At 55.0% G+C, this 18,024-nt stretch carries 19 protein-coding genes; 14 read left to right on the top strand and 5 right to left on the bottom strand.

All coding sequences use genetic code 11. The features are described 5' to 3' along the window. Positions 1-30: 30 nt before the first annotated feature. The 7 genes from PAE68_RS11430 (at position 31) to PAE68_RS11460 (ending at position 5,931) form a co-directional block, all read left to right on the top strand. On the top strand, positions 31-1,302 hold the full coding sequence (locus PAE68_RS11430; protein WP_281887088.1) for an ABC transporter substrate-binding protein: 1,272 nt from the start codon (positions 31-33) through the stop codon (positions 1,300-1,302). Then, complete coding sequence (locus PAE68_RS11435; RefSeq protein WP_281887090.1) at positions 1,286-2,173, top strand: ABC transporter permease; 888 nt, start codon at positions 1,286-1,288, stop codon at positions 2,171-2,173. Before PAE68_RS11430 ends, PAE68_RS11435 begins: the two co-directional genes overlap by 17 nt. Continuing rightward, a complete protein-coding gene (locus tag PAE68_RS11440) occupies positions 2,170-2,973 on the top strand; it encodes an ABC transporter permease (RefSeq protein ID WP_281887092.1) in 804 nt (267 codons plus the stop codon). The genes PAE68_RS11435 and PAE68_RS11440 overlap by 4 nt, the downstream gene beginning before the upstream one ends. Before the next feature lie 51 nt (positions 2,974-3,024). Further along, positions 3,025-4,122, top strand: coding sequence for an ABC transporter ATP-binding protein (locus tag PAE68_RS11445; protein ID WP_281887094.1), 1,098 nt, complete (start codon positions 3,025-3,027; stop codon positions 4,120-4,122). Between the two features lie 53 nt (positions 4,123-4,175). Then, positions 4,176-4,763, top strand: coding sequence for a CDP-alcohol phosphatidyltransferase family protein (locus PAE68_RS11450; protein ID WP_281887096.1), 588 nt, complete (start codon positions 4,176-4,178; stop codon positions 4,761-4,763). A 54-nt stretch (positions 4,764-4,817) separates the two neighbouring features. Beyond that, positions 4,818-5,513 (top strand): Crp/Fnr family transcriptional regulator, encoded by a 696-nt coding sequence (locus tag PAE68_RS11455; protein ID WP_281887098.1) that lies wholly within the window; start codon positions 4,818-4,820, stop codon positions 5,511-5,513. A gap of 184 nt (positions 5,514-5,697) precedes the next feature. Further along, positions 5,698-5,931, top strand: a complete 234-nt coding sequence (locus tag PAE68_RS11460; protein ID WP_281887100.1) for a cold-shock protein — start codon at positions 5,698-5,700, stop codon at positions 5,929-5,931. Positions 5,932-5,989: 58 nt separating this feature from the next. On the opposite strand, the gene PAE68_RS11465 is transcribed toward PAE68_RS11460, so the two are convergent. From PAE68_RS11465 to PAE68_RS11480, 4 genes are all read right to left on the bottom strand, one after another. Beyond that, on the bottom strand, positions 5,990-7,609 hold the full coding sequence (locus PAE68_RS11465) for a family 14 glycosylhydrolase (RefSeq protein ID WP_281887102.1): 1,620 nt from the start codon (positions 7,607-7,609) through the stop codon (positions 5,990-5,992). 561 nt (positions 7,610-8,170) lie between these two features. After that, on the bottom strand, positions 8,171-10,105 hold the full coding sequence (locus PAE68_RS11470) for a glycosyl hydrolase family 18 protein (RefSeq protein ID WP_281887104.1): 1,935 nt from the start codon (positions 10,103-10,105) through the stop codon (positions 8,171-8,173). Between the two features lie 165 nt (positions 10,106-10,270). Beyond that, positions 10,271-10,549, bottom strand: a complete 279-nt coding sequence (locus PAE68_RS11475; protein WP_281887106.1) for a YxcD family protein — start codon at positions 10,547-10,549, stop codon at positions 10,271-10,273. 23 nt (positions 10,550-10,572) lie between these two features. Then, positions 10,573-11,037 (bottom strand): hypothetical protein, encoded by a 465-nt coding sequence (locus PAE68_RS11480; RefSeq protein ID WP_281887108.1) that lies wholly within the window; start codon positions 11,035-11,037, stop codon positions 10,573-10,575. 139 nt (positions 11,038-11,176) lie between these two features. Here PAE68_RS11480 and PAE68_RS11485 point away from each other — a divergent pair, with 139 nt between their 5' ends. Continuing rightward, positions 11,177-11,716, top strand: a complete 540-nt coding sequence (locus tag PAE68_RS11485; RefSeq protein WP_281887110.1) for a DUF309 domain-containing protein — start codon at positions 11,177-11,179, stop codon at positions 11,714-11,716. Between the two features lie 139 nt (positions 11,717-11,855). Further along, positions 11,856-12,410 (top strand): beta-class carbonic anhydrase, encoded by a 555-nt coding sequence (locus tag PAE68_RS11490; protein WP_281887112.1) that lies wholly within the window; start codon positions 11,856-11,858, stop codon positions 12,408-12,410. A 3-nt stretch (positions 12,411-12,413) separates the two neighbouring features. Here the strand turns inward: PAE68_RS11490 and PAE68_RS11495 are convergent, their stop codons facing one another. Then, positions 12,414-12,743 (bottom strand): iron-sulfur cluster biosynthesis family protein, encoded by a 330-nt coding sequence (locus tag PAE68_RS11495; RefSeq protein WP_281887114.1) that lies wholly within the window; start codon positions 12,741-12,743, stop codon positions 12,414-12,416. A 117-nt stretch (positions 12,744-12,860) separates the two neighbouring features. Here PAE68_RS11495 and PAE68_RS11500 point away from each other — a divergent pair, with 117 nt between their 5' ends. The 5 genes from PAE68_RS11500 to PAE68_RS11520 all read left to right on the top strand — a co-directional run bounded on the left by PAE68_RS11500 (position 12,861) and on the right by PAE68_RS11520 (position 17,897). Beyond that, positions 12,861-14,381 carry a carboxypeptidase M32 gene (locus PAE68_RS11500; protein ID WP_281887116.1) on the top strand — a complete coding sequence of 507 codons (1,521 nt, stop codon included), beginning with the start codon at positions 12,861-12,863 and terminating at the stop codon, positions 14,379-14,381. Positions 14,382-14,385: 4 nt separating this feature from the next. Then, complete coding sequence (locus PAE68_RS11505; protein WP_281887118.1) at positions 14,386-15,012, top strand: peptide-methionine (S)-S-oxide reductase MsrA; 627 nt, start codon at positions 14,386-14,388, stop codon at positions 15,010-15,012. A 142-nt stretch (positions 15,013-15,154) separates the two neighbouring features. Then, the gene (locus PAE68_RS11510) at positions 15,155-16,186 is read left to right on the top strand and encodes an ABC transporter substrate-binding protein (RefSeq protein ID WP_281887121.1); all 1,032 of its coding nucleotides are present in this window, start codon (positions 15,155-15,157) and stop codon (positions 16,184-16,186) included. A gap of 72 nt (positions 16,187-16,258) precedes the next feature. Next, a complete protein-coding gene (locus tag PAE68_RS11515) occupies positions 16,259-17,095 on the top strand; it encodes an ABC transporter ATP-binding protein (protein WP_281887124.1) in 837 nt (278 codons plus the stop codon). Between the two features lie 46 nt (positions 17,096-17,141). Beyond that, positions 17,142-17,897 carry an ABC transporter permease gene (locus tag PAE68_RS11520; RefSeq protein ID WP_281891030.1) on the top strand — a complete coding sequence of 252 codons (756 nt, stop codon included), beginning with the start codon at positions 17,142-17,144 and terminating at the stop codon, positions 17,895-17,897. Positions 17,898-18,024 lie beyond the last annotated feature (127 nt).

Raw genomic sequence — 18,024 nt, forward strand, 5'->3', positions numbered from 1 at the left:
CAGCAGGGCATGACGAGAGGGGACGATGGAATGAAACGAGCCTACAGCTTGACGATGATGACCGTGACAGCAGTGAGTCTGCTCCTGTCCGGCTGCGTCGGAACGAGCGGTACGGAGACGAGTGGGAGCAGCAACGGCCAAGCTGCACCGCGAACGCTGCTGCAAGCGAACTGGAAGGAGATCGCCGCACAGGCGAAGGGGCAGACGGTTCAGCTGTACATGTGGGGCGGCAGCGATTCGATTAATACATATATCGACGAATGGGTCGCTCCGCGGCTGAAGCAGGAGGCGGATGTGACGCTCAGACGAGTGCCGATGAATGACACGAAGGATATTGTGAATAAGCTCCTAACGGAGAAGCAGGCAGGTAAGGCTGAGGGAACGATCGACATCATGTGGATGAACGGGGAAAATTTCAAGACGGCCAAGGAGAACGGCCTTCTCTTCGGTTCATTCGCCTCGAAGCTGCCGAACGCTGTGACGTACACCGATCTGAATGCGCCTGATATTGCCAATGACTTCGGCTTACCGACCGAAGGGATGGAAGCGCCTTGGGGCAAGGCGCAGTTCGTGTTCATCTACGATTCAGCTAAGCTTAGCGAGCCTCCACGGTCGATGGACGCGCTTCTCGGCTGGGCGAAGAGCAACCCAGGGAAGTTCGCGTACCCGGCCCCTCCTGACTTTACAGGCAGCGCCTTCATACGGCATGCGCTCTACGAGACGACAGGCGGCCATCAGCCTTATATGGGCAAGCTGGAGCGGTCAGAGCTGGAGGCAAGACTTGGGCCGCTGTGGACGTATCTGAACGAGCTGGAGCCGCTCTTGTGGCGCGAAGGGAAGACGTATCCGGAAAATCTCGCCAAGCTCGATCAGCTGTTCACGAGCGGCGAGGTATGGATGAGCATGAGCTATGATCCTTCGCGGGCATCGAACCTGATTGAGAAGGGAGCATTCCCTTCCTCGACCCGCACGTTCATGCTGGATGGAGGGACGCTGTCGAACACCCATTACTTGGCGATCCCATATAACGCCCCTAGCGCTGCCGGGGCGATGGCCGCTATTAACTACATGCTGTCCCCTGAGGCGCAGCTGGCGAAGTACGATCCGAAGCATTGGGGCGAGGATATGGCGCTCGATCCAGCGAAGCTGCCGCCCGAGGATCAGCGCAAGCTGTCTGCGATCGACCGGGGTCCGGCAACGCTGCCGGCCGCTGAGCTTGCAAGCCGCCGACTGCCGGAGCTGCCTTCGGATTATGTAGAGCTCATTGAGAAGGGCTGGACGGAGCATGTGGCGAAGAAGTAAGCCTTACGTGATGCTGCTTCCAGCGGTAGCCGTCATCACGGCGCTCTTCTTCGGAGGCGTGAATGAAGGTTTGCTGCAGAGCCTGGGGTGGCTGCCAGGTGCAGGACGGCCGCAGCTATCTGTGGAGGCGTACCGATCGATCTTCAGCTCCGAGGCGTTCTGGCACTCGTTGCTCGTCACGCTTCGCGTCGCGCTGCTGTCCACTGTGCTCTCAGCCGTGCTTGGCAGCGCCATGGCGCTAGGCTTGTTGTTGCTGCTGCTTAAGGCTCCATCCCGCCGCGTAGCGATATGGCGAAGCGTGCTGCAGCTCCCGCTGACGGTTCCTCATCTGGCAGGAGCCTATATGATCTACGTGCTGCTCTCGCAGAGCGGAACATTATCCAGGGTGAGCTATATGCTCGGTCTGACGACCGAGCTGTCGCAGTTCCCGATCCTCGTGCACGATCCGCATGGCATCGGCATTATTGCAGCGTATACGTGGAAGGAGGCGCCGTTCATCATGCTCGTTCTGATCCCCGTACTGCTCCGCATTCGCGACTCGTGGTATCACGAAGCCCGGATGCTGGGCGCAGGCTCCGCTGCATTTATTAAGGAGATCGTGTGGCCCTTGATAACTCCAGCACTGGGTATGGCTTCGTTCATCGTATTCGCCTTCACGTTCTCGGCCTTCGAGGTTCCTTACGTACTCGGCGTGACTTATCCGAAGCTGCTGGCGGTACTTGCGTATGAACGATACAACGGAGCGTTCTTAGACCGGCCGGAGGCGATGGCGATTGGCCTTGTGCTCGTTCTCGTTCCAGCTCTGCTAGGCGTCCTTGGGTATGGGCTGCTGGTTCGGCGTCGGTCGGACGCACGCAAGAGGTGGGTATGATAAGAAGATCGCTTCTGCGCAGCTTGCTCCTTACATTGGGGCTCTTGCTGGTGGCGGTTATGATGGCGATGCCATTCGTAACACTGCTGCCCTCCTCGCTATATGCCGTCCTGCCGTGGCCTCAGCTTATACCGGAGCACGTGTCGGCTCGTGCATGGCGCTACCTGTTAGCTCCGGCCTCCAATACCGGTGAAGCGGTACTGACGAGCATCATCATTGCTGTGTGCGTGACCGCGATTAACCTCGTGCTTGCGATTCCTGCAGCTGATGCATTAGCTCGACATACGCTCCGTGGTAAAAGGGCGATCGAGGCGCTCCTGTATGCACCCATCGTGCTGCCTGCGTTCGTCTCTGTGATGGGCGCGCATCTGACATTCATCCGATTCGGCTTGACGGAGTCGATCATCGGTGTCATTCTCGCTCATCTGTCTCCGTCCCTTCCCTATATGATCCGAGCGCTTACGATCAGCTTCAGCACGCTCAGCTTCGCGTGGGAGGAGCAAGCGGCCATGCTAGGCGCGGGACCGCTCGCAAGGCTCCGCTACGTCGTCTGGCCGCATATTCGGCAAGGGGTGGCGGCGGGCGCAGCGCTCAGCATGCTCGTGTCGCTTAGTCAATATCTCATCACCTTCCTCGTCGGGGGCGGCCAAGTGATGACGCTGCCGATCCTGCTGCTGCCGTTCGCCAGTGGAGGTGACTCGAGCATAGCTGCTGCATATACGATCGTCTTCGCTGTGCTCGCCGCGGCGACGCTTGGCTTGATGAATGTATGGCTGAGAAGATATGATAAGCTGCAATGAGCCCGCGCATAGCTGCACGAATCGAATAGAGCTGAAGGGAGACTCGCTCTAATGGAGGATTTATACATCGAACGATTAACGAAAGCCTACACGAGCGGCTCGAGTGGCAAGTCTGAGGCTTCAACCTTCGCCCTGCAGTCGGTGACGCTGCATATCCCCAAGGGGGAACGATTCACGATCGTCGGACCTTCCGGCTGTGGCAAGACGACGCTGCTCAAGTGTATCGCCGGACTCATAGCGCCAGATGAAGGAGCAATCATATACGGTAGTCGTCCCCTGCATCATGTCCCTGCGGAAAAGCGGGGCTTCGGCATGATTTTTCAGCAGCCGATGCTGTTCCCGCATATGACCGTCCTCGATAACGTCGCCTTCGGATTGAAGCTGAAGGGCTGGAGTAAGCAGGCACGCTACGCTGCTGCTCGCGAGCTGCTTGCAGCAGTCGCGCTTACAGGCTTCGAGGCGAGGTATCCAGCCGAGCTGAGCGGCGGGCAGCAGCAGCGGGTCGCGTTCGCCCGTGCGATCGTGAACGAGCCGACCGTGCTACTGCTCGATGAGCCGTTCAGCGCGCTCGACCCCGGCATTCGCAGCGAGCTGCGTCAGCTGCTGAACGAGCTGCAGCAGCGGTATCGCTTCACGATGGTGCTCGTCACGCATGATCGTGACGAAGCCTTCGAGCTGTCCGATCGGATCGCGCTTATGAATGAGGGGACGGTGCTGCAGATCGGACACCCAATGGAGCTATACGCACAGCCTGTGAATCGAGTAGCGGCGCGACTGGTCGGCGCAGGCACCTTGATCGAAGGAGTGCTCGAGGATGCACGCTTTCGCAGCAGCCGCAATGCGGACTTCAGCGTTACGCTGTCTTGCAACGATGTAGCTCAGCCTGCTTCGGCCGCAAGAGGCTGGCTGGTCCTGCCTCCGGAGCGTGTGCGCAGAGCTGTCGACGCGGAACTGGAAGCTCTGCGTGCAACGGTGCTGCGTGTACACTGGAGACAGGGCATGTACGAGCTGCAACTGGACGTACAGGGCGAGATCATCAGAATGAACGAGCTGTCTTATGGCCAGGAGCCGCCTCTTGTCGGCAGCGTCATGCTGGTGTGCATCACCTCCGGTCCGCTGCATGTGATCCCGATGGAGCATGCGCAATAAGCGATATCGCTTGGCGGCAGACCGTAAGCATCAGAGGGGAGAGAGGGAGCAACGTGCTCGATACACATGGAAGAAAGTATGTACAGCCGATCATCGGCCACACCGCTAAGCGGATGATTCAGCTCGGTTTGACCCCGAATCAAGTGACGTGGGCAGCGTTCATCATCGGTGTAACGACAGGCGGCTTCATATACTTCGATATGCCAATGATCGCAGTGCTCGTCTTATGGCTGTCAGGCTATCTGGATGCAGTGGATGGATCGATGGCCCGTATGAAGCAGCAGTCGAGTGCGTGGGGCACGCTGCTTGATATTACGTTCGACCGTATTGTCGAGCTGTCCGTTATCGTAGGCCTCGCCATGCGCTTCCCGCAGGCGGCTTTCTTGCTGCTGCTGCTGACGTCATCGATTGTGTTCTCGATGACGGTGTTCTTGACTGTAGGCGCACTGTCGGAGAAGAAGGGGATGAAGTCGTTCTATTACCAGGCAGGGCTTGCGGAGCGCACGGAAGGCTTTATTTTATTTACCATTATGATAATGGTTCCGAATTGGCTGCTATGGACGACGGGCTTGTTCCTCTTGGTCGAAATATTTACAGCGATGCAGCGGATGCTTGAGGCAAGGCGTTTGCTTAAGGAGTAAACCTGATGTACATTGAAGAGAGGAGCTGTTAAGGATGAAGTAGGTGCTGTAGTTATGATGGATAAGCTGTGGTATTTATCGAAGATCAGTCTATTCGAGACACTACCGGAAGAAGATTTGCAGGAGATCGATCGAATGGCGCCCATGACGCACTTTAATAAACTGCCGAAGGGGACGATGGTGCAGACGCCGGAACGAACGAGAGAAGGGTTGTTTTTCCTCAAAGAAGGGAAGCTGAGGCTGTATAAGCTGAACGCCGAGGGGAAGCAGTTCACTGCGGCGATTCTTGGACCTGGCAACATGTTCGGCGAGATGGATTCGTTCTCCTTCGGCACAGGCGGACTGTATATCGAGACGCTGGAGGAGACGCTGATCTGCTCGGTGCTGAAGGAGCACTTCGAGCAGTTCTTGAGCAAGCGTCCGCAGCTGGCGATGAAGCTGCTTAAGGAGCTCAGCTCTCTGTTGAAGGAGCGGGACGAGCTGCTGCTGAAGCTGGCGCTCGGAACGATCCGTGAACGGGTGCTGCATCTGCTGCTGAAGCTGTCCGATCAGTTCGGCATTGAAGAGGAGGAGATGCTTCGGATCGATATTGCACTTACTCATCTGGAGATCGCGAATATGATTGGTGCAACACGCGAATCAGTAACTTTAGCCTTGAAGGAGCTGGCTAGAGAGAATGTGGTCCGCACGAGTCGTCAATCTGTGAAGGTGCACGTGCAGCGGGCGGCCAAGCTTCTCGGTCTCGGCTAGAGATGAGATGTCACTGTTGCTTGTATGCTCCAATTGTGGTATAGTTATCTTAATGATTCATGTTTGAGAAATATTCAAATTCACACATAAAAAAGGTTTTCGCAATTCCCTTGAAGCCTTTTTCAATGTGTGAATTTTTTCATTTGATGAATAGCACCAAAGAAGCTATTTAGGGAGGGTCTATATGTATTTTCGTAAACCGTCGTTGGATCAGCTTCCACACGAGGAGACCAAGATTTGGTGCTGCTCGAAAGATAATTGTAAGGGATGGATGCGTGACAATTTCGCATTCGATGTAACCCCGACCTGCCCACTGTGTCAGGCGCCGATGGAGAGCGGCTTCAAGCAGCTGCCAATTGTCGACAATTCGAACGATCTAAGACATCCGAAGCAGCTAAAGAAGGGCGTCCAGATGTAACCGCTCATCGATTACAAAAAAACCGCCTCTGTCCATAAGGATAGAGGCGGTTTCGATTTTACCACTGGATCGTGTAGATTGTAGGCGAAGCAGGGACGTTGCTCCATACGTTATTGGAGCCAGGCTCCCAAGACTTGATCGTTCCCGATGACGACTTGATGACTGCTTTGAACTCGACATTGCGTTCGGCTGGGGCAACGACTGTGCCTCTCCAATCGGCGGTTGCGCTATTGTACGTTAATGCGATCGTATAATTAGAATCCCATTGACCGAGCTCAGCCCGGTTGCCGACGACATGAACCGTATCGCCCGGCACGGTCGGTGCGCCCTTCACAATGAATGTATGGCTGACCGGCGTAATTCCTAGAATGTCGCGATAGCGATCCATAAGGCCGTTGTTGTAGACCACATCGTAAAATCTGAGAAGAGTGAAGCCGGCAAAGTTGTAGTTGTATGCCATCTCCGCGCTGCGCAAGTAACCGGTTTCGTTGCCAATCGGCAAGGCGTTCTCTCCATTTAGCGTGATGCCCTTGGCGTTGGCGAGGCCTGCGACCTCTTTTACAAGCGTCTTCGGCATGGAGTACTCGGGAGCACCTCCGCTATCCACCATCTCAAGGCAAGTGAACGTCAAGTCCAGCTTCGCTGTCTTGAACGCATCGAGCAGCGTCGAATAATTGTTGTAGCCAGCTGGCTTCTCAGCACCACGCGGCAGCGTCGGGTCGTTGTATTTCCAGTGAACGCCTGCGATTTTGGCACCGATCGGAACGTTGAAGATAGGATCGAATGCCGAGTGTGCTGCTGAGCCGATGCGCTTCGCATGATCCTCCAGAATGCCTTGGTACCAGAGCATGAAGTCTTTGCCGTAATTCGTGTTGTAGCCGTTATTCAGGAACTGGTAGCCGTCAGAAGGCGGGTTGATCTGGTTCGTTGAGGTAAGGCTCAAGCCCCACGCGCTATTCACACCTGCCAGCGAGCCGTACTTGGCGAGTGCCCAGCTACGGAACTTGGATTTGGCGAACTCGGTATACACCTGGAACTTGCCACGATTCGGATAGCCGCTGCCATCGCCGTCCACGTACGAAGGGAATCGCAATTCACCAGCAGGTCCGCCGGACAAATATATTTTGGCGATTACATCCTTGTACGGAGACATCGCGCTGGCGAATGCGGAATAAAGCTGACTGTACTGCGTCTGAATAACGTCGGTTGCAAGCGGATTCAACGTTTCTTTATTGATGTATCCACTTTCAGATTTAAAATAAAGACTGTCATCAGTCTTCAGGTTGAACAGCCATTGCGGAATGGGGGTGTTGCACGTATCGCCTACATTACCTCCGCACGTGTGGGTCGAGATGATCGGCACCAGCTTGATGCCGGCATTGCGAGCTGCTTGTGCAAACCGTTGCGCATACGAAAAATCGAACTGCTGATCGCCATTCTTCTCCATGTCCCCCCACCAAAAGTCGACGGTGACACCGTAGAAGCCGTTCTGCTTCGCCCAGCGAAGGTCGTTTTCGAACGTTGTCCAGTCTGTCACCTTCGTTAACGGGGCCATCAAGTACGATTTGTAGCTGGAATTCATAGTCTTGCCTTGTACTGCTGCGCTTACTGGCATTGCGGAGAATACGAGTGACGCAGCTAAACCGAGCACTGCTAAAAGCTTGGACTTCTTGAGCATTAATGTTCCTCCTGACTAGGAATAAGATGGGTGAAGCGTTATTGTTCATCGCGTTGAGTCTTGTTGTTGTGTTGATCATAGCATGAAAGCGATTGCTGTGCAATCGTTTGCTCAAATAAATGTCAAGGAAGCATACTCAATGGGAGGAAAGTCGAAATCGCAAATATGAGGAGGAACGGGCGCATGTCTATACACCGGATGCACCCGTTGCATATGTTACTAAGGAGAACACCGGGTGAGAGTGAAACGGAGCACGAAGCGCAAGCTGATCAGAGCATTCGTTCATAAACACTTTCGACGGAGTTTCATCACAAGGTTCACACATTATAAGGAGGCGTTATACATGGGTGCAGTAGGTGCAGGTGTAGGTTGCGGCGTAGGAAACGTTTGGACTTCGACAGGTACAATCTTGGTTCTCTTCATCTTGTTGGTTATCATCACTCGTACAGTATTCATCTAATGTACTGACCAGCGGTTCCATTCGGAACGCAGCAAGAGGGCTTTGCCAACGGCAAAGCCCTCTTGCTCATGTACAGCTATGACTACAGGTCGGATTCGCGTTTATTTCTGCTGCAGCATCATGCTCCATAGACTGACATCCTCATAGCCGAGACGCCAAGCGGCCACACCGCCGAGATCGTACTTCTTGGCAATGTCAATGCGGGCCTTCACGGTCGCTTCGTCCTCCATCCAGAAGACGCGCTTGTTGCCATCCTGCGTATATTCCACCTTATATTGCTGGAACTTCGGGTCCCACGTCTTCGTAGCATTCTTCGTCTTGATCAGTGCCGGTAAATCCTTCATGAGCAAGGCCCGATTGCTGAGTAGCTGACCTTGACTGTTGACCTCCCACTCACGCACGTAGAATGGAATGCCCATAATAAGCTTGTCCCGCGGAATACCGTAGGATAAAAACTCCTTCACACCTTCCTCGACCCATTGCAGTCCGGCAACAGAGCCAGGCTCTGTACTGCCCTTCCAGTGGTGGTCGTACGTCATCGTGATGATGTAGTCGACGATACCAGCAAGCTTCTCATGGTCGAAGGCGGTCTGTGCGTTCCATTTCACGCTGCCGCGCGGCAGGTCGACGGAGACGATCAGCTTCTTCGCATGAGCAACGGTTGTCACCTCCTGCATGAAGGTCGTGAAGTTGGCGCGGTCGCCCTTCGCCAAACTCTCGAAGTCAATATTGAGACCGTCAACGCCTAGCAGCGCAGCCTTGTCGACTAGTGCGGTAATAAACTTGCTCCGAGCCTCCTTCGAAGCCAGGAAGCTCGTCGTCAGCGCTGCATCGAACTGGTTATGCACGAGCGGGTGCACCGAGAAGCCTTGCTGCTTCAAGTATGCAACGGTCTCCTTGTTGGACGTATCCGTTAATGTGCCGGAGCTGTCCTTGAGACTGAAGTAGGTCGGCGAGACGACGTCCATTCCGGTTGTATTAGCTACATGAGCCCGAACGGTGCTGTCGGTCGATGTTCCGTTCCAGCCCCAATATTGCAGCTTGCGCAGGTTGTCCCAGATCGCTGTACCACTGCCGTAGAGACGAATGGAGGCATTGCTGTACTTTTGGGCGAAGCTCAGCGCTGCTCCGATCGTGCTGGCGTCACCTATTCGATTATCGTTCTGGAATATTTGATAATAAGGATAATTGCTCCATATTTCTTGTAGCTTGCCATTCAGCATGGGCGCATCCGTCTTGATAATTCGGGTATGATCGTACGAGGCTGCGTAGCTCATCGCCTCGTCCAAGCCTAGAAATTCGCCGATCTCATTCTCATACTGATACACCTTGTAAGGCTTGATGTTGGAGAGCACTACGCTCCCTGATGTCGAATTCACAACAGTCGAACTCCCCCAGCGCAGTGACTCCTTCACCGCATCCTCTAGCAGGGCGAACCTCCAGTTATCGTTCGTGTAGGAGCCTTGATAGACGTGATACAGCTTCGGCTGGTCAGCTCGAGTACGTTGCTTCACAGCCTCCGGGGTGTTGTCCCACAGCCACTGATGAGTATTCAGATCAAGCACGTAGGCGTTAGACCACTTCTTCGCTTCGGCAACCGCATCCGATAGTGTTGCGAACGTCCAGCCGCTCAGCGTGTTCTCGCCTTGATAGACTCGGTAGCGTGGGTAGTTGTTCCAGATCCACCCGCCTGCTTGCAGGTCACGAATGCTGGCGCTCGACCACTTGGACGCTTCGCGAATCGCCTGCTCCTTCGTCGCGAACTCCCAGGACGTTGGACTGTAGCCGTATTGATACACCTTATAGCGTGGATAATTGTGCCATAGCCAATTGCGTGTGCCGATCTCTTCAACGTGAGAGTCCTTGTAGCTGCGTGCCGCCTGCTCCGCCGTCTTGTAGTCGGATGTTTCCATAATGATCTTCGTGTCTTGATAGACACGATACTTGGTCGTCTTGTCTGCAGCGACCGCCGAGCCGGCTGCCGAGAAGAACAAGACGAGAGCCGTGAGCGACAGCAGGGTCTTGCGTTTCAACATGCATCAGCCTCATTTCTTAAGTGGTTTTTTCGTAATCTACCACTCTATTAAACGTCAGCAAGCATGAAGAAGTTGCGAGGGAAATGATAGAAATTGCTGCTAGAACGAAAAAAGACCGCAGCTTCTGTCGAAGCGTACGGTCTTAACGATTGGCAACAAAATGGATCAAGTGTGAATATAAGCTACGATCTCATCCTCCAGCTCAAGCTGAATCTGATCACGGAACACGCGAAGATTGTGATGGCTGAACAAGTATCGCTCGATCGCCTCCTGCAGGTTCGCTGCGATAATGAACTGGCTGCGTCCTTCGGCCGTTACCTCTGCAGAGAAGCCGTTATCTTCATCCCACAGCAGCTCGACCTCGACCTGTGCAGGCTGAATCAGCTTGCGCTCTGCGACGTTCAAGCACACCGCGTTAATAATATCTTGTTCATTGAGCTTCATGCGATGGTCTCCTTATGGGCACATTAATAGCCGCGCGGTGGCTGCTCGTTCATCTTCTTGCGGTCGCGGAAGTAGACGAAGATTTTGCGAATCGCAACGAACAGCAGCACAAGCGCCAGCACGTTCACGAGCATGCCGAGCATTTCGCCCATGAAGCCCATACCGCCGAACAATCCGCCGAACAGCATTCCGGCCAAGCCGCCGATCAACAAGCCCTTCATCAGACCGCCGCTGAAGAAGCCAGGCTTCTGTGCAGGTGTAGCTGTAGCAGCTGTAGGCGACTTCGTAGCGGTCGAGCTGGAAGCGGCAGGGTCTGCCTTCGTCGCACCCGAGTTTGTCGCGTTGCTGTTAGGCGTTTGCGTCGACGAATTGTTGTTGAAGCTCTTCTTCGAGGAGCTGTAGCTCTTCTTCGCGTCTACCGGCTGCGGTGCGCTAAAGGAGAATGCAATGGCTGCGGCCATAACGAGTAAGGACAATTTTTTGAACATGCTGTATGCCTCCAAGTATCGTATTTTTTTGTCTACAACTGATACATACGATCAGCGCGGACAAAGGTTTCGATTTTTTTTTATTCTTGCTACAATGAATATCATATCATGTTTTTGGAAAGGAGGTAAGGGGATCTGTATGGTTCTGTATCCAGAAGCACTCATTCGCTATTATCGGTATTTCCATATTGATCGCGATTACTTCGAATGTCATGAGGTGCTGGAGGAGTATTGGAAGGAGCATCCCGACGATCCGAACAAGGAAGCGTATGTCACGTTGATCCAAGTCGCTGTAGCGTCTTATCATGAGCGGAGAGGGAATAAGGCAGGTGCGGTCAAGATGTTCCGATCGGCACTCAGTCGTCTGCAGACGGCCAATCTGGGGCCACTAGGACTTGATACGGAGGCGTTGAAGCAGCTGCTGGAGTCTAGGCTCGAAGGGCTGACCTCTATTGGCATTCAGGCTGCGACAGAAGCCTTCCAGGACTTGAACCTGCCGCTCGTCGATGATGCGCTCCTCCGGCAGTGTCAGCTTCATCTGGACGATATAGCGCGTTGGGGGAGGTCGAGCGATCATAGTGATTCGTATTTGCTGAACAAGCATACGCTGCGCGACCGAAGCGAAGTGATCGAGGAACGTCAACGGCAGCAACAAATCAGACAGTCTGGACGCGGGTAGCTATGACTTAGAATAAGACATTGGATGATACGTTCTCATGACGCTTGTCATGATCCCTCGATCGGGTTAAAATAGTAGAGATGATTATGGTAGTAAATCGTACATATCATGGAAGGTACATACGGAAGGAGCACACACGATGAATGAAACCTTGAAGCATGTGTTGGCGTATAATGAGAGCTTTGTCGAGCAGCACAAGTATGAGCCGTTCAAGACGTCCAAGTTCCCGGACAAGAAGATGGTTATTCTGACCTGCATGGACACACGTCTTATTGAATTGCTCCCATCGAGCATGAACTTGAAGAACGGTGATGTTAAGATCATCAAGGCAGCCGGTGCAATTGTCAAGGCGCCGTTCGGTGGCATTATGCGCAGCATCCTTGTCGCGATCTACGAGCTCGGCGCTGAAGAGGTGTTCGTCATCGGACATTATGACTGCGGCATGGCCAGCGTGAACACGGAGCGAGTGAAGGAGAAGATTGTGGCGCGGGGCATCAGCGAGGAGACGATTCAGACGCTCGAATATTCGGGCATCAGTCTGGAGAAATGGCTCGAAGGCTTCAACGATGTCAAGGAGAGCGTGCGCAGCAGCGTGAACTTGATCCGCAACCACCCGCTCATCCCTGACGTCCCGGTTCATGGACTTGTCATCGATCCAGAGACAGGCCGTCTCGACGTAGTAGTCGAAGGCTAGCCCTTACCCGCGTTTATCGATTACGTGCATATAGCTGTTATAGATTTGACCGCTGCTCTTCAGGATGAAGCAGCGGTCATTTTTCGTGCTGCGCTCCACCGTCATCTTCTCCTCGAAGAACACCTCGTGCTTGTTGTCCATCCATACGTCGAGCGGCTCGGCCTGTAGCTGAAAGTCGTGCGCGGTCGCTGCCTCGATGATCCAGAGCGCAGGTACGCCGCTCACCGCACAGCCGCACCCTTCATTATCATAGACAAGCTTGAGCCGTCCGGCACGCTCGCCGATTCGTTCCCGGATCGCTTGAACCGCATCCTCTGTAAATTGTATGAACATTCGTCTTCCTCTCCCTTCGTGCATTCCTTCTATTGTGGAGCAAGTTGCTTCTGAATTCAAGACCAAGTATGATCTAGAGGATGTCTTCTATTATATGGTAAAGGAAGGGGCATACCTATGGCTACCGAGCAATGGGAAACGAAATGGACCTCGTTCAAGCAATATTTGAAGAAGATGAAGAGCTATGAGGAAGCGATCGGGCTCATCTATTGGGATATGCGCACCGGGGCGCCGAAGAAGGGACTTGGTGCCCGTTCTGAGGTGGTTGGCGAGCTGTCGGGCGAGCTGTTCAAGCTGTCGGTGTCTGACGAGATGGCTGCCTATATTGATTATTTCACGGAGACTGAGCATGCGGCTCGCTTGAGCGATATCGACCGCCGGATCGTAGCGGAATGCCGCAAGGAGCTTGACCGCAGTCGCAAAATTCCTCCCGCCCGTTACCAGGAGTACGTCGTGCTGACGTCGCAATCCGAATCGGCTTGGGAGGAGGCGAAGGAGAAGTCAGACTTCGATTCGTTCCGTCCATATCTAGAGAAGATCGTGGCGATGAATCTGGAATTCATCGAGCTGTGGGGCTATGAAGGGCACAAGTACAACACGCTGCTTGACATGTACGAGCCAGGCATGACCGTGAGTAAGCTCGATCAAGTGTTCGGCGCGCTGCGGGAGCAGGTCGTCCCACTGCTGTCCGACATACAGTCTTCACCTCATCGGCCGGATACGAGCTTCCTGAGGCAGTCGTTCGATAAGGAGAAGCAGAAGCGGTTCAGCCTGTTCATCCTCGAGCAGATGGGCTACGACTTCGAGGCGGGAAGGCTCGACGAGACTGTACATCCGTTCGCGACAGGACTCAATCCGGGAGATGTGCGCATTACGACGCGTTACTTGCTCGACGATGTGAACAGCGCCTTGTTCGGCACGATTCACGAGGGTGGACATGCGCTGTATGAGCAGAACATCTCGATGGAGCTGCTCGGCACGCCGCTGTGCACCGGTACGTCGATGGGCATTCACGAGTCACAGTCCCGCTTCTGGGAAAATACGATCGGACGCAGCCGTCCGTTCTGGAGCCGTTACTTCCGCGATGTGCAGCAGCATTATCCCGGCCAGTTCGATCAGGTGACGGCGGAGTCGTTCTATCTCGCGACGAACGAGGTGAAGCCATCGCTCATTCGCATCGAGGCCGATGAGCTTACGTATAATCTGCACATCATGATCCGCTATGAGCTGGAGAAGGCGCTGTTCGACGGCTCCCTTCAAGTGGCGGACCTGCCGTCCGCATGGAATGAGAAGTACCGCGAGTACTTAGGCGTGACACCTTCAACGAATGGCGAAGGTGTGCTGCAGGATGTGCACTGGTCAGCAGGATTATTTGGATATTTCCCATCGTACGCGCTAGGCAACATGTACGCAGCTCAGATCGCAAGGACGCTCGACCGGGAGCTCGGCGGCATGGATACGCTTGTGGCGGAGGGCCGACTGCTGCCGATTAAGGAGTGGCTCGCAGACCGCATCTACAGGCACGGTAAGAGCTTAACGCCAGCTGAGATTATTCAGCGTGTGACCGGCGAGGAGCTGAACCCGGCATATCTCGTTGATTATTTGCGGGCCAAGTACAGTGACATCTATAAGTTGTAGCAGCATGAGTATTCACACGATCACACTCGGCATGGGCTGCTTCTGGAGCCCGGATGCGCTGTTCGGCTCGCTGCCTGGCGTCGTACGGACGTGTACGGGCTATGCGGGTGGGACAACGGCTGGCCCGACCTACAGGAGTATGGGCGACCATACGGAGATGGTGGAGGTTGTATACGACGAGGCACAGCTGACTCTGGAACGGATTCTCGACGTATTCTGGAGTCACCATAGCCCGCTGAACATCAACGACTATAAGGGTCGCCAGTATCAGTCGATACTGCTCTATCGCGATTCGGAGCAACTGGAGCGGATCGAAGCGGCGCTGGAGGCGATAGAGCGACGAGAAGGCACCAGGCCGGCAACGGATGTGATGCCACTCCTCAGCTTCACCCCTGCCGAGGAGCGGCATCAGAAATATTACTTGAAGCGATACCCTGATGCTGTCGGGAAGCTGCGCAGTCTGTATCGAGATGAGGCTGCACTGACCGAGTCGACGGTTGCGGCCCGACTGAACGGGCTGGCGAAGGGCTATACGAATTTGACCGCGATTACCGACGAGATAAGAGGTTGGGTAATCGATGAGTCCGAGCGCGAGAGACTGCTGCAGCTTGTGAGAAGTATCAAATGGTAAATAACGAACCGTCATGGCGATGAGTGCCTGACGGTTTTTTTTCGTCCACCTAGAGCTTGATAACGTATGCATGCCTTCACCTCGGTCTGGGCTCGTGCATAAGATATCGTACTACAACCAACAGGACGATGGAGGGATTCATATGAAGGGGAGCAGACGGAAGGGATGGATGGCGGCAGCAACAGCTGTCGTGCTGGCCGCGGCTATGCTCGTGATAGGCTGCACGAATGGCAATTCCGATGGCGGGCTTACGAAGGTTCGCGTAGGTGAGGTGACGCGCTCGATCTTCTATGCGCCGCAGTATGTCGCATTGGAGCGAGGCTACTTCAAGGAGCAGGGACTCGAGGTCGAGCTGACGACGACGTTCGGCGGCGATAAGACGATGACGACGCTGCTGTCTGGCGGCATCGATGTCGCATTGGTCGGCTCGGAGACGTCGATCTATGTGCATCAGCAGGGCAGCGACGATCCGGTGATCAACTTTGCGCAGCTGACACAGACGGATGGCACCTTCCTCGTATCACGCCAGCCCGTTGCTGAGCCGTTCGATTGGAGCAAGCTGAAGGGCTCTGTGTTCCTCGGACAGCGCAAGGGTGGAATGCCGCAGATGGCGGGCGAATTCACGCTGAAGAAGCACGGCATTGATCCGCAGCAAGATCTGCAGCTCATTCAGAACATTGACTATGCCAATATCGCAGCGTCGTTCGCGTCTGGCACAGGTGAGTACGTCCAGCTGTTCGAGCCGCAGGCTACAGTGTTCCAGAATCAGGGCAAGGGGTACATCGTCGCTTCCTTCGGTGTAGAGAGCGGCAAGCTGCCGTATACGGTGTATATGGCGAAGAAGAGCTACTTGTCGGGCAACACGGATACGGTGCAAAAGTTCACGAACGCGCTGCAAAAGGCGCAGCTGTGGGTGCAGCAGAGCTCGGCTGCCGACATCGCCTCGGTAATCGCGCCGTTCTTCCCGGATACGGATATGGCGGTTATCCGCGATGTCGTTGATCGCTACAAAACGCAAGGCTCCTACGCAACAGACGGCATCGTCGATGAGGCGGAGTGGAACAACCTGCAGGATGTGATGGAGAAGGCGGGCGAGCTGAAGCGTCGCTCCGAGCACGGTGTGCTCGTCGATAACCGATTTGCGGAAATGGCGAAAAGCACAGTACAGCCGTAATTATGGCTGTGGCGGACGCAGCGGTCGTCATAGGGCCGCTGCTGAATCTGGCCATAAGGAGGAGGTGCATCGATGGATACGGCTGCCATAGAGCTGAAGGGCGTGTCGCACGTCTATGTTAACGCGAAGGGTGCTTACGCGGCGCTGCAGGCGATCGACCTGCGGCTTGAGCCCGGTGAATTCGTCAGCTTGATCGGACCGAGCGGCTGCGGGAAGACGACCGTGCTGTCGCTGATGAGCGGCTTGCTGACGCCGAGTGTCGGCTCGGTACGAATTGACGGCGAGCTCATCAAGAGACCGACGCCGAAGGTCGGGTATATGCTTCAGCAGGATTACTTGTTCCCATGGCGGACGATTGAGGAGAACGTCATGCTCGGGCTTGAGCTGCTCGGACGAATGAGTGAAGCGGATCAGAGCTACGTCCGCGAGCTGCTGGCCGAGATGGGGCTGCTTGCCTTCCGCAAAGCGTATCCTTGGCAGCTGTCGGGCGGGATGCGCCAGCGTGCCAGTCTGGTGCGGACGCTGGCGACTAGGCCGGGCATTCTGCTGCTCGACGAGCCGTTCTCAGCGCTCGACTACCAGACGAAGCTGCAGCTGGAGGGGCTCGTCGTCAGCACGCTGAAGGAGCGGGGCAAGACGGCTGTGCTGGTGACGCACGATATTGCCGAGGCGATCGCGATGAGCGACCGTATTATCGTGCTCCAGCCAAGACCGGGTCGTGTGCTGGCTGACGTGACCGTACCCGATGACATTCGTCAAGCCGACCCGTTGTCGGCGAGGGAGAAGGAAGGCTTCCACGGACTGTTTCGCAGTCTGTGGTCGATGTTCGAGCAGATGGAGCAGACCGAAGAGCTGGAGCGGAAGGAGGGTGAAGCAAGTGGAGAGACCAACACTGAAGGAACGCCGTGAAGAGCTGGAGCAGCTGACGCGGCAGGTGCGCGGTCAATACGTGCGGATGGAACGCAAGCGAACGCTCTATGTAAGGCTAACTCAGCTGTCTCTGCTCGTCATGTTTCTTGTGATGTGGGAGGCCGCGGCTAGACTGCGCTGGATCGACGGCTTGCTGTTCAGCTCTCCGAGCCGAGTCGGGATGACGATCTATGAGAAGACGATGGACGGCTCGCTCTTGCTGCACACGGGTGTTACCGTGTGGGAGACGATTGTCGGTTTTCTGCTTGGCACCTTGGTCGGTACGGCGGTTGCTGCGCTTCTATGGTTCTCGCCGTTTCTATCCCGCGTGCTGGACCCGTACATCGTCGTGCTGAACAGCTTGCCGAAGGTGGCGCTGGGGCCGTTGTTCATCGTGGCGCTCGGACCGGGGGCGTTATCGATTATCGCGACGACGCTGTCCATCACCGTCATTATAACGATATTGGTTGTGTATAACAGCTTCCGCGAGGTGGACCCGCAGCTCGTGAAGGTCGTGCAGCTGTTCGGCGCAAGACGGGGCACTATTTTTCGTAAGGTCATCCTGCCCTCCTCATACGCGACGATTGTGTCGACCTTGAAGGTGAACGTCGGTCTGTCCTGGGTCGGGGTTATCGTCGGGGAGTTTCTCGTATCGAAGCAGGGGCTTGGGTATTTGATCATTTACGGCTTTCAGGTGTTCAACTTTACGATCGTCATTGCGAGCGTCACGGTCATTGCTGTAGCCGCTACGCTGATGTACCAAGCGGTCGCGTTCGTGGAGGGAAGACTGGTGCGGCGATGAGTGAATCGGATTAACGAAGGCGTATGCGAACGGGCATGCGTCTTTTTTTTGACCCTATGGATAACAGGAGGGTGGAAGTCGGCTTGCAGAAGCATTAAGATGAAGAGACTGGACGTGATTACGGACA

The sequence above is a fragment of the Paenibacillus sp. YYML68 genome, assembly GCF_027923405.1.
GTDB lineage: Bacteria > Bacillota > Bacilli > Paenibacillales > NBRC-103111 > Paenibacillus_G.

What these genes read in the sequence shown, in the direction of transcription:
- PAE68_RS11430 (WP_281887088.1), top strand. Translation starts at nt 31, where the DNA reads ATGAAACGAGCCTACAGCTTGACGATGATGACCGTGACAGCAGTGAGT.
- PAE68_RS11435 (WP_281887090.1), top strand. Translation starts at nt 1,286, where the DNA reads ATGTGGCGAAGAAGTAAGCCTTACGTGATGCTGCTTCCAGCGGTAGCC.
- PAE68_RS11440 (WP_281887092.1), top strand. Translation starts at nt 2,170, where the DNA reads ATGATAAGAAGATCGCTTCTGCGCAGCTTGCTCCTTACATTGGGGCTC.
- PAE68_RS11445 (WP_281887094.1), top strand. Translation starts at nt 3,025, where the DNA reads ATGGAGGATTTATACATCGAACGATTAACGAAAGCCTACACGAGCGGC.
- PAE68_RS11455 (WP_281887098.1), top strand. Translation starts at nt 4,818, where the DNA reads ATGATGGATAAGCTGTGGTATTTATCGAAGATCAGTCTATTCGAGACA.
- PAE68_RS11460 (WP_281887100.1), top strand. Translation starts at nt 5,698, where the DNA reads ATGTATTTTCGTAAACCGTCGTTGGATCAGCTTCCACACGAGGAGACC.
- PAE68_RS11465 (WP_281887102.1), bottom strand. Translation starts at nt 7,609, where the DNA reads ATGCTCAAGAAGTCCAAGCTTTTAGCAGTGCTCGGTTTAGCTGCGTCA.
- PAE68_RS11470 (WP_281887104.1), bottom strand. Translation starts at nt 10,105, where the DNA reads ATGTTGAAACGCAAGACCCTGCTGTCGCTCACGGCTCTCGTCTTGTTC.
- PAE68_RS11475 (WP_281887106.1), bottom strand. Translation starts at nt 10,549, where the DNA reads ATGAAGCTCAATGAACAAGATATTATTAACGCGGTGTGCTTGAACGTC.
- PAE68_RS11480 (WP_281887108.1), bottom strand. Translation starts at nt 11,037, where the DNA reads ATGTTCAAAAAATTGTCCTTACTCGTTATGGCCGCAGCCATTGCATTC.
- PAE68_RS11485 (WP_281887110.1), top strand. Translation starts at nt 11,177, where the DNA reads ATGGTTCTGTATCCAGAAGCACTCATTCGCTATTATCGGTATTTCCAT.
- PAE68_RS11490 (WP_281887112.1), top strand. Translation starts at nt 11,856, where the DNA reads ATGAATGAAACCTTGAAGCATGTGTTGGCGTATAATGAGAGCTTTGTC.
- PAE68_RS11495 (WP_281887114.1), bottom strand. Translation starts at nt 12,743, where the DNA reads ATGTTCATACAATTTACAGAGGATGCGGTTCAAGCGATCCGGGAACGA.
- PAE68_RS11500 (WP_281887116.1), top strand. Translation starts at nt 12,861, where the DNA reads ATGGCTACCGAGCAATGGGAAACGAAATGGACCTCGTTCAAGCAATAT.
- PAE68_RS11505 (WP_281887118.1), top strand. Translation starts at nt 14,386, where the DNA reads ATGAGTATTCACACGATCACACTCGGCATGGGCTGCTTCTGGAGCCCG.
- PAE68_RS11510 (WP_281887121.1), top strand. Translation starts at nt 15,155, where the DNA reads ATGAAGGGGAGCAGACGGAAGGGATGGATGGCGGCAGCAACAGCTGTC.
- PAE68_RS11515 (WP_281887124.1), top strand. Translation starts at nt 16,259, where the DNA reads ATGGATACGGCTGCCATAGAGCTGAAGGGCGTGTCGCACGTCTATGTT.
- PAE68_RS11520 (WP_281891030.1), top strand. Translation starts at nt 17,142, where the DNA reads ATGGAACGCAAGCGAACGCTCTATGTAAGGCTAACTCAGCTGTCTCTG.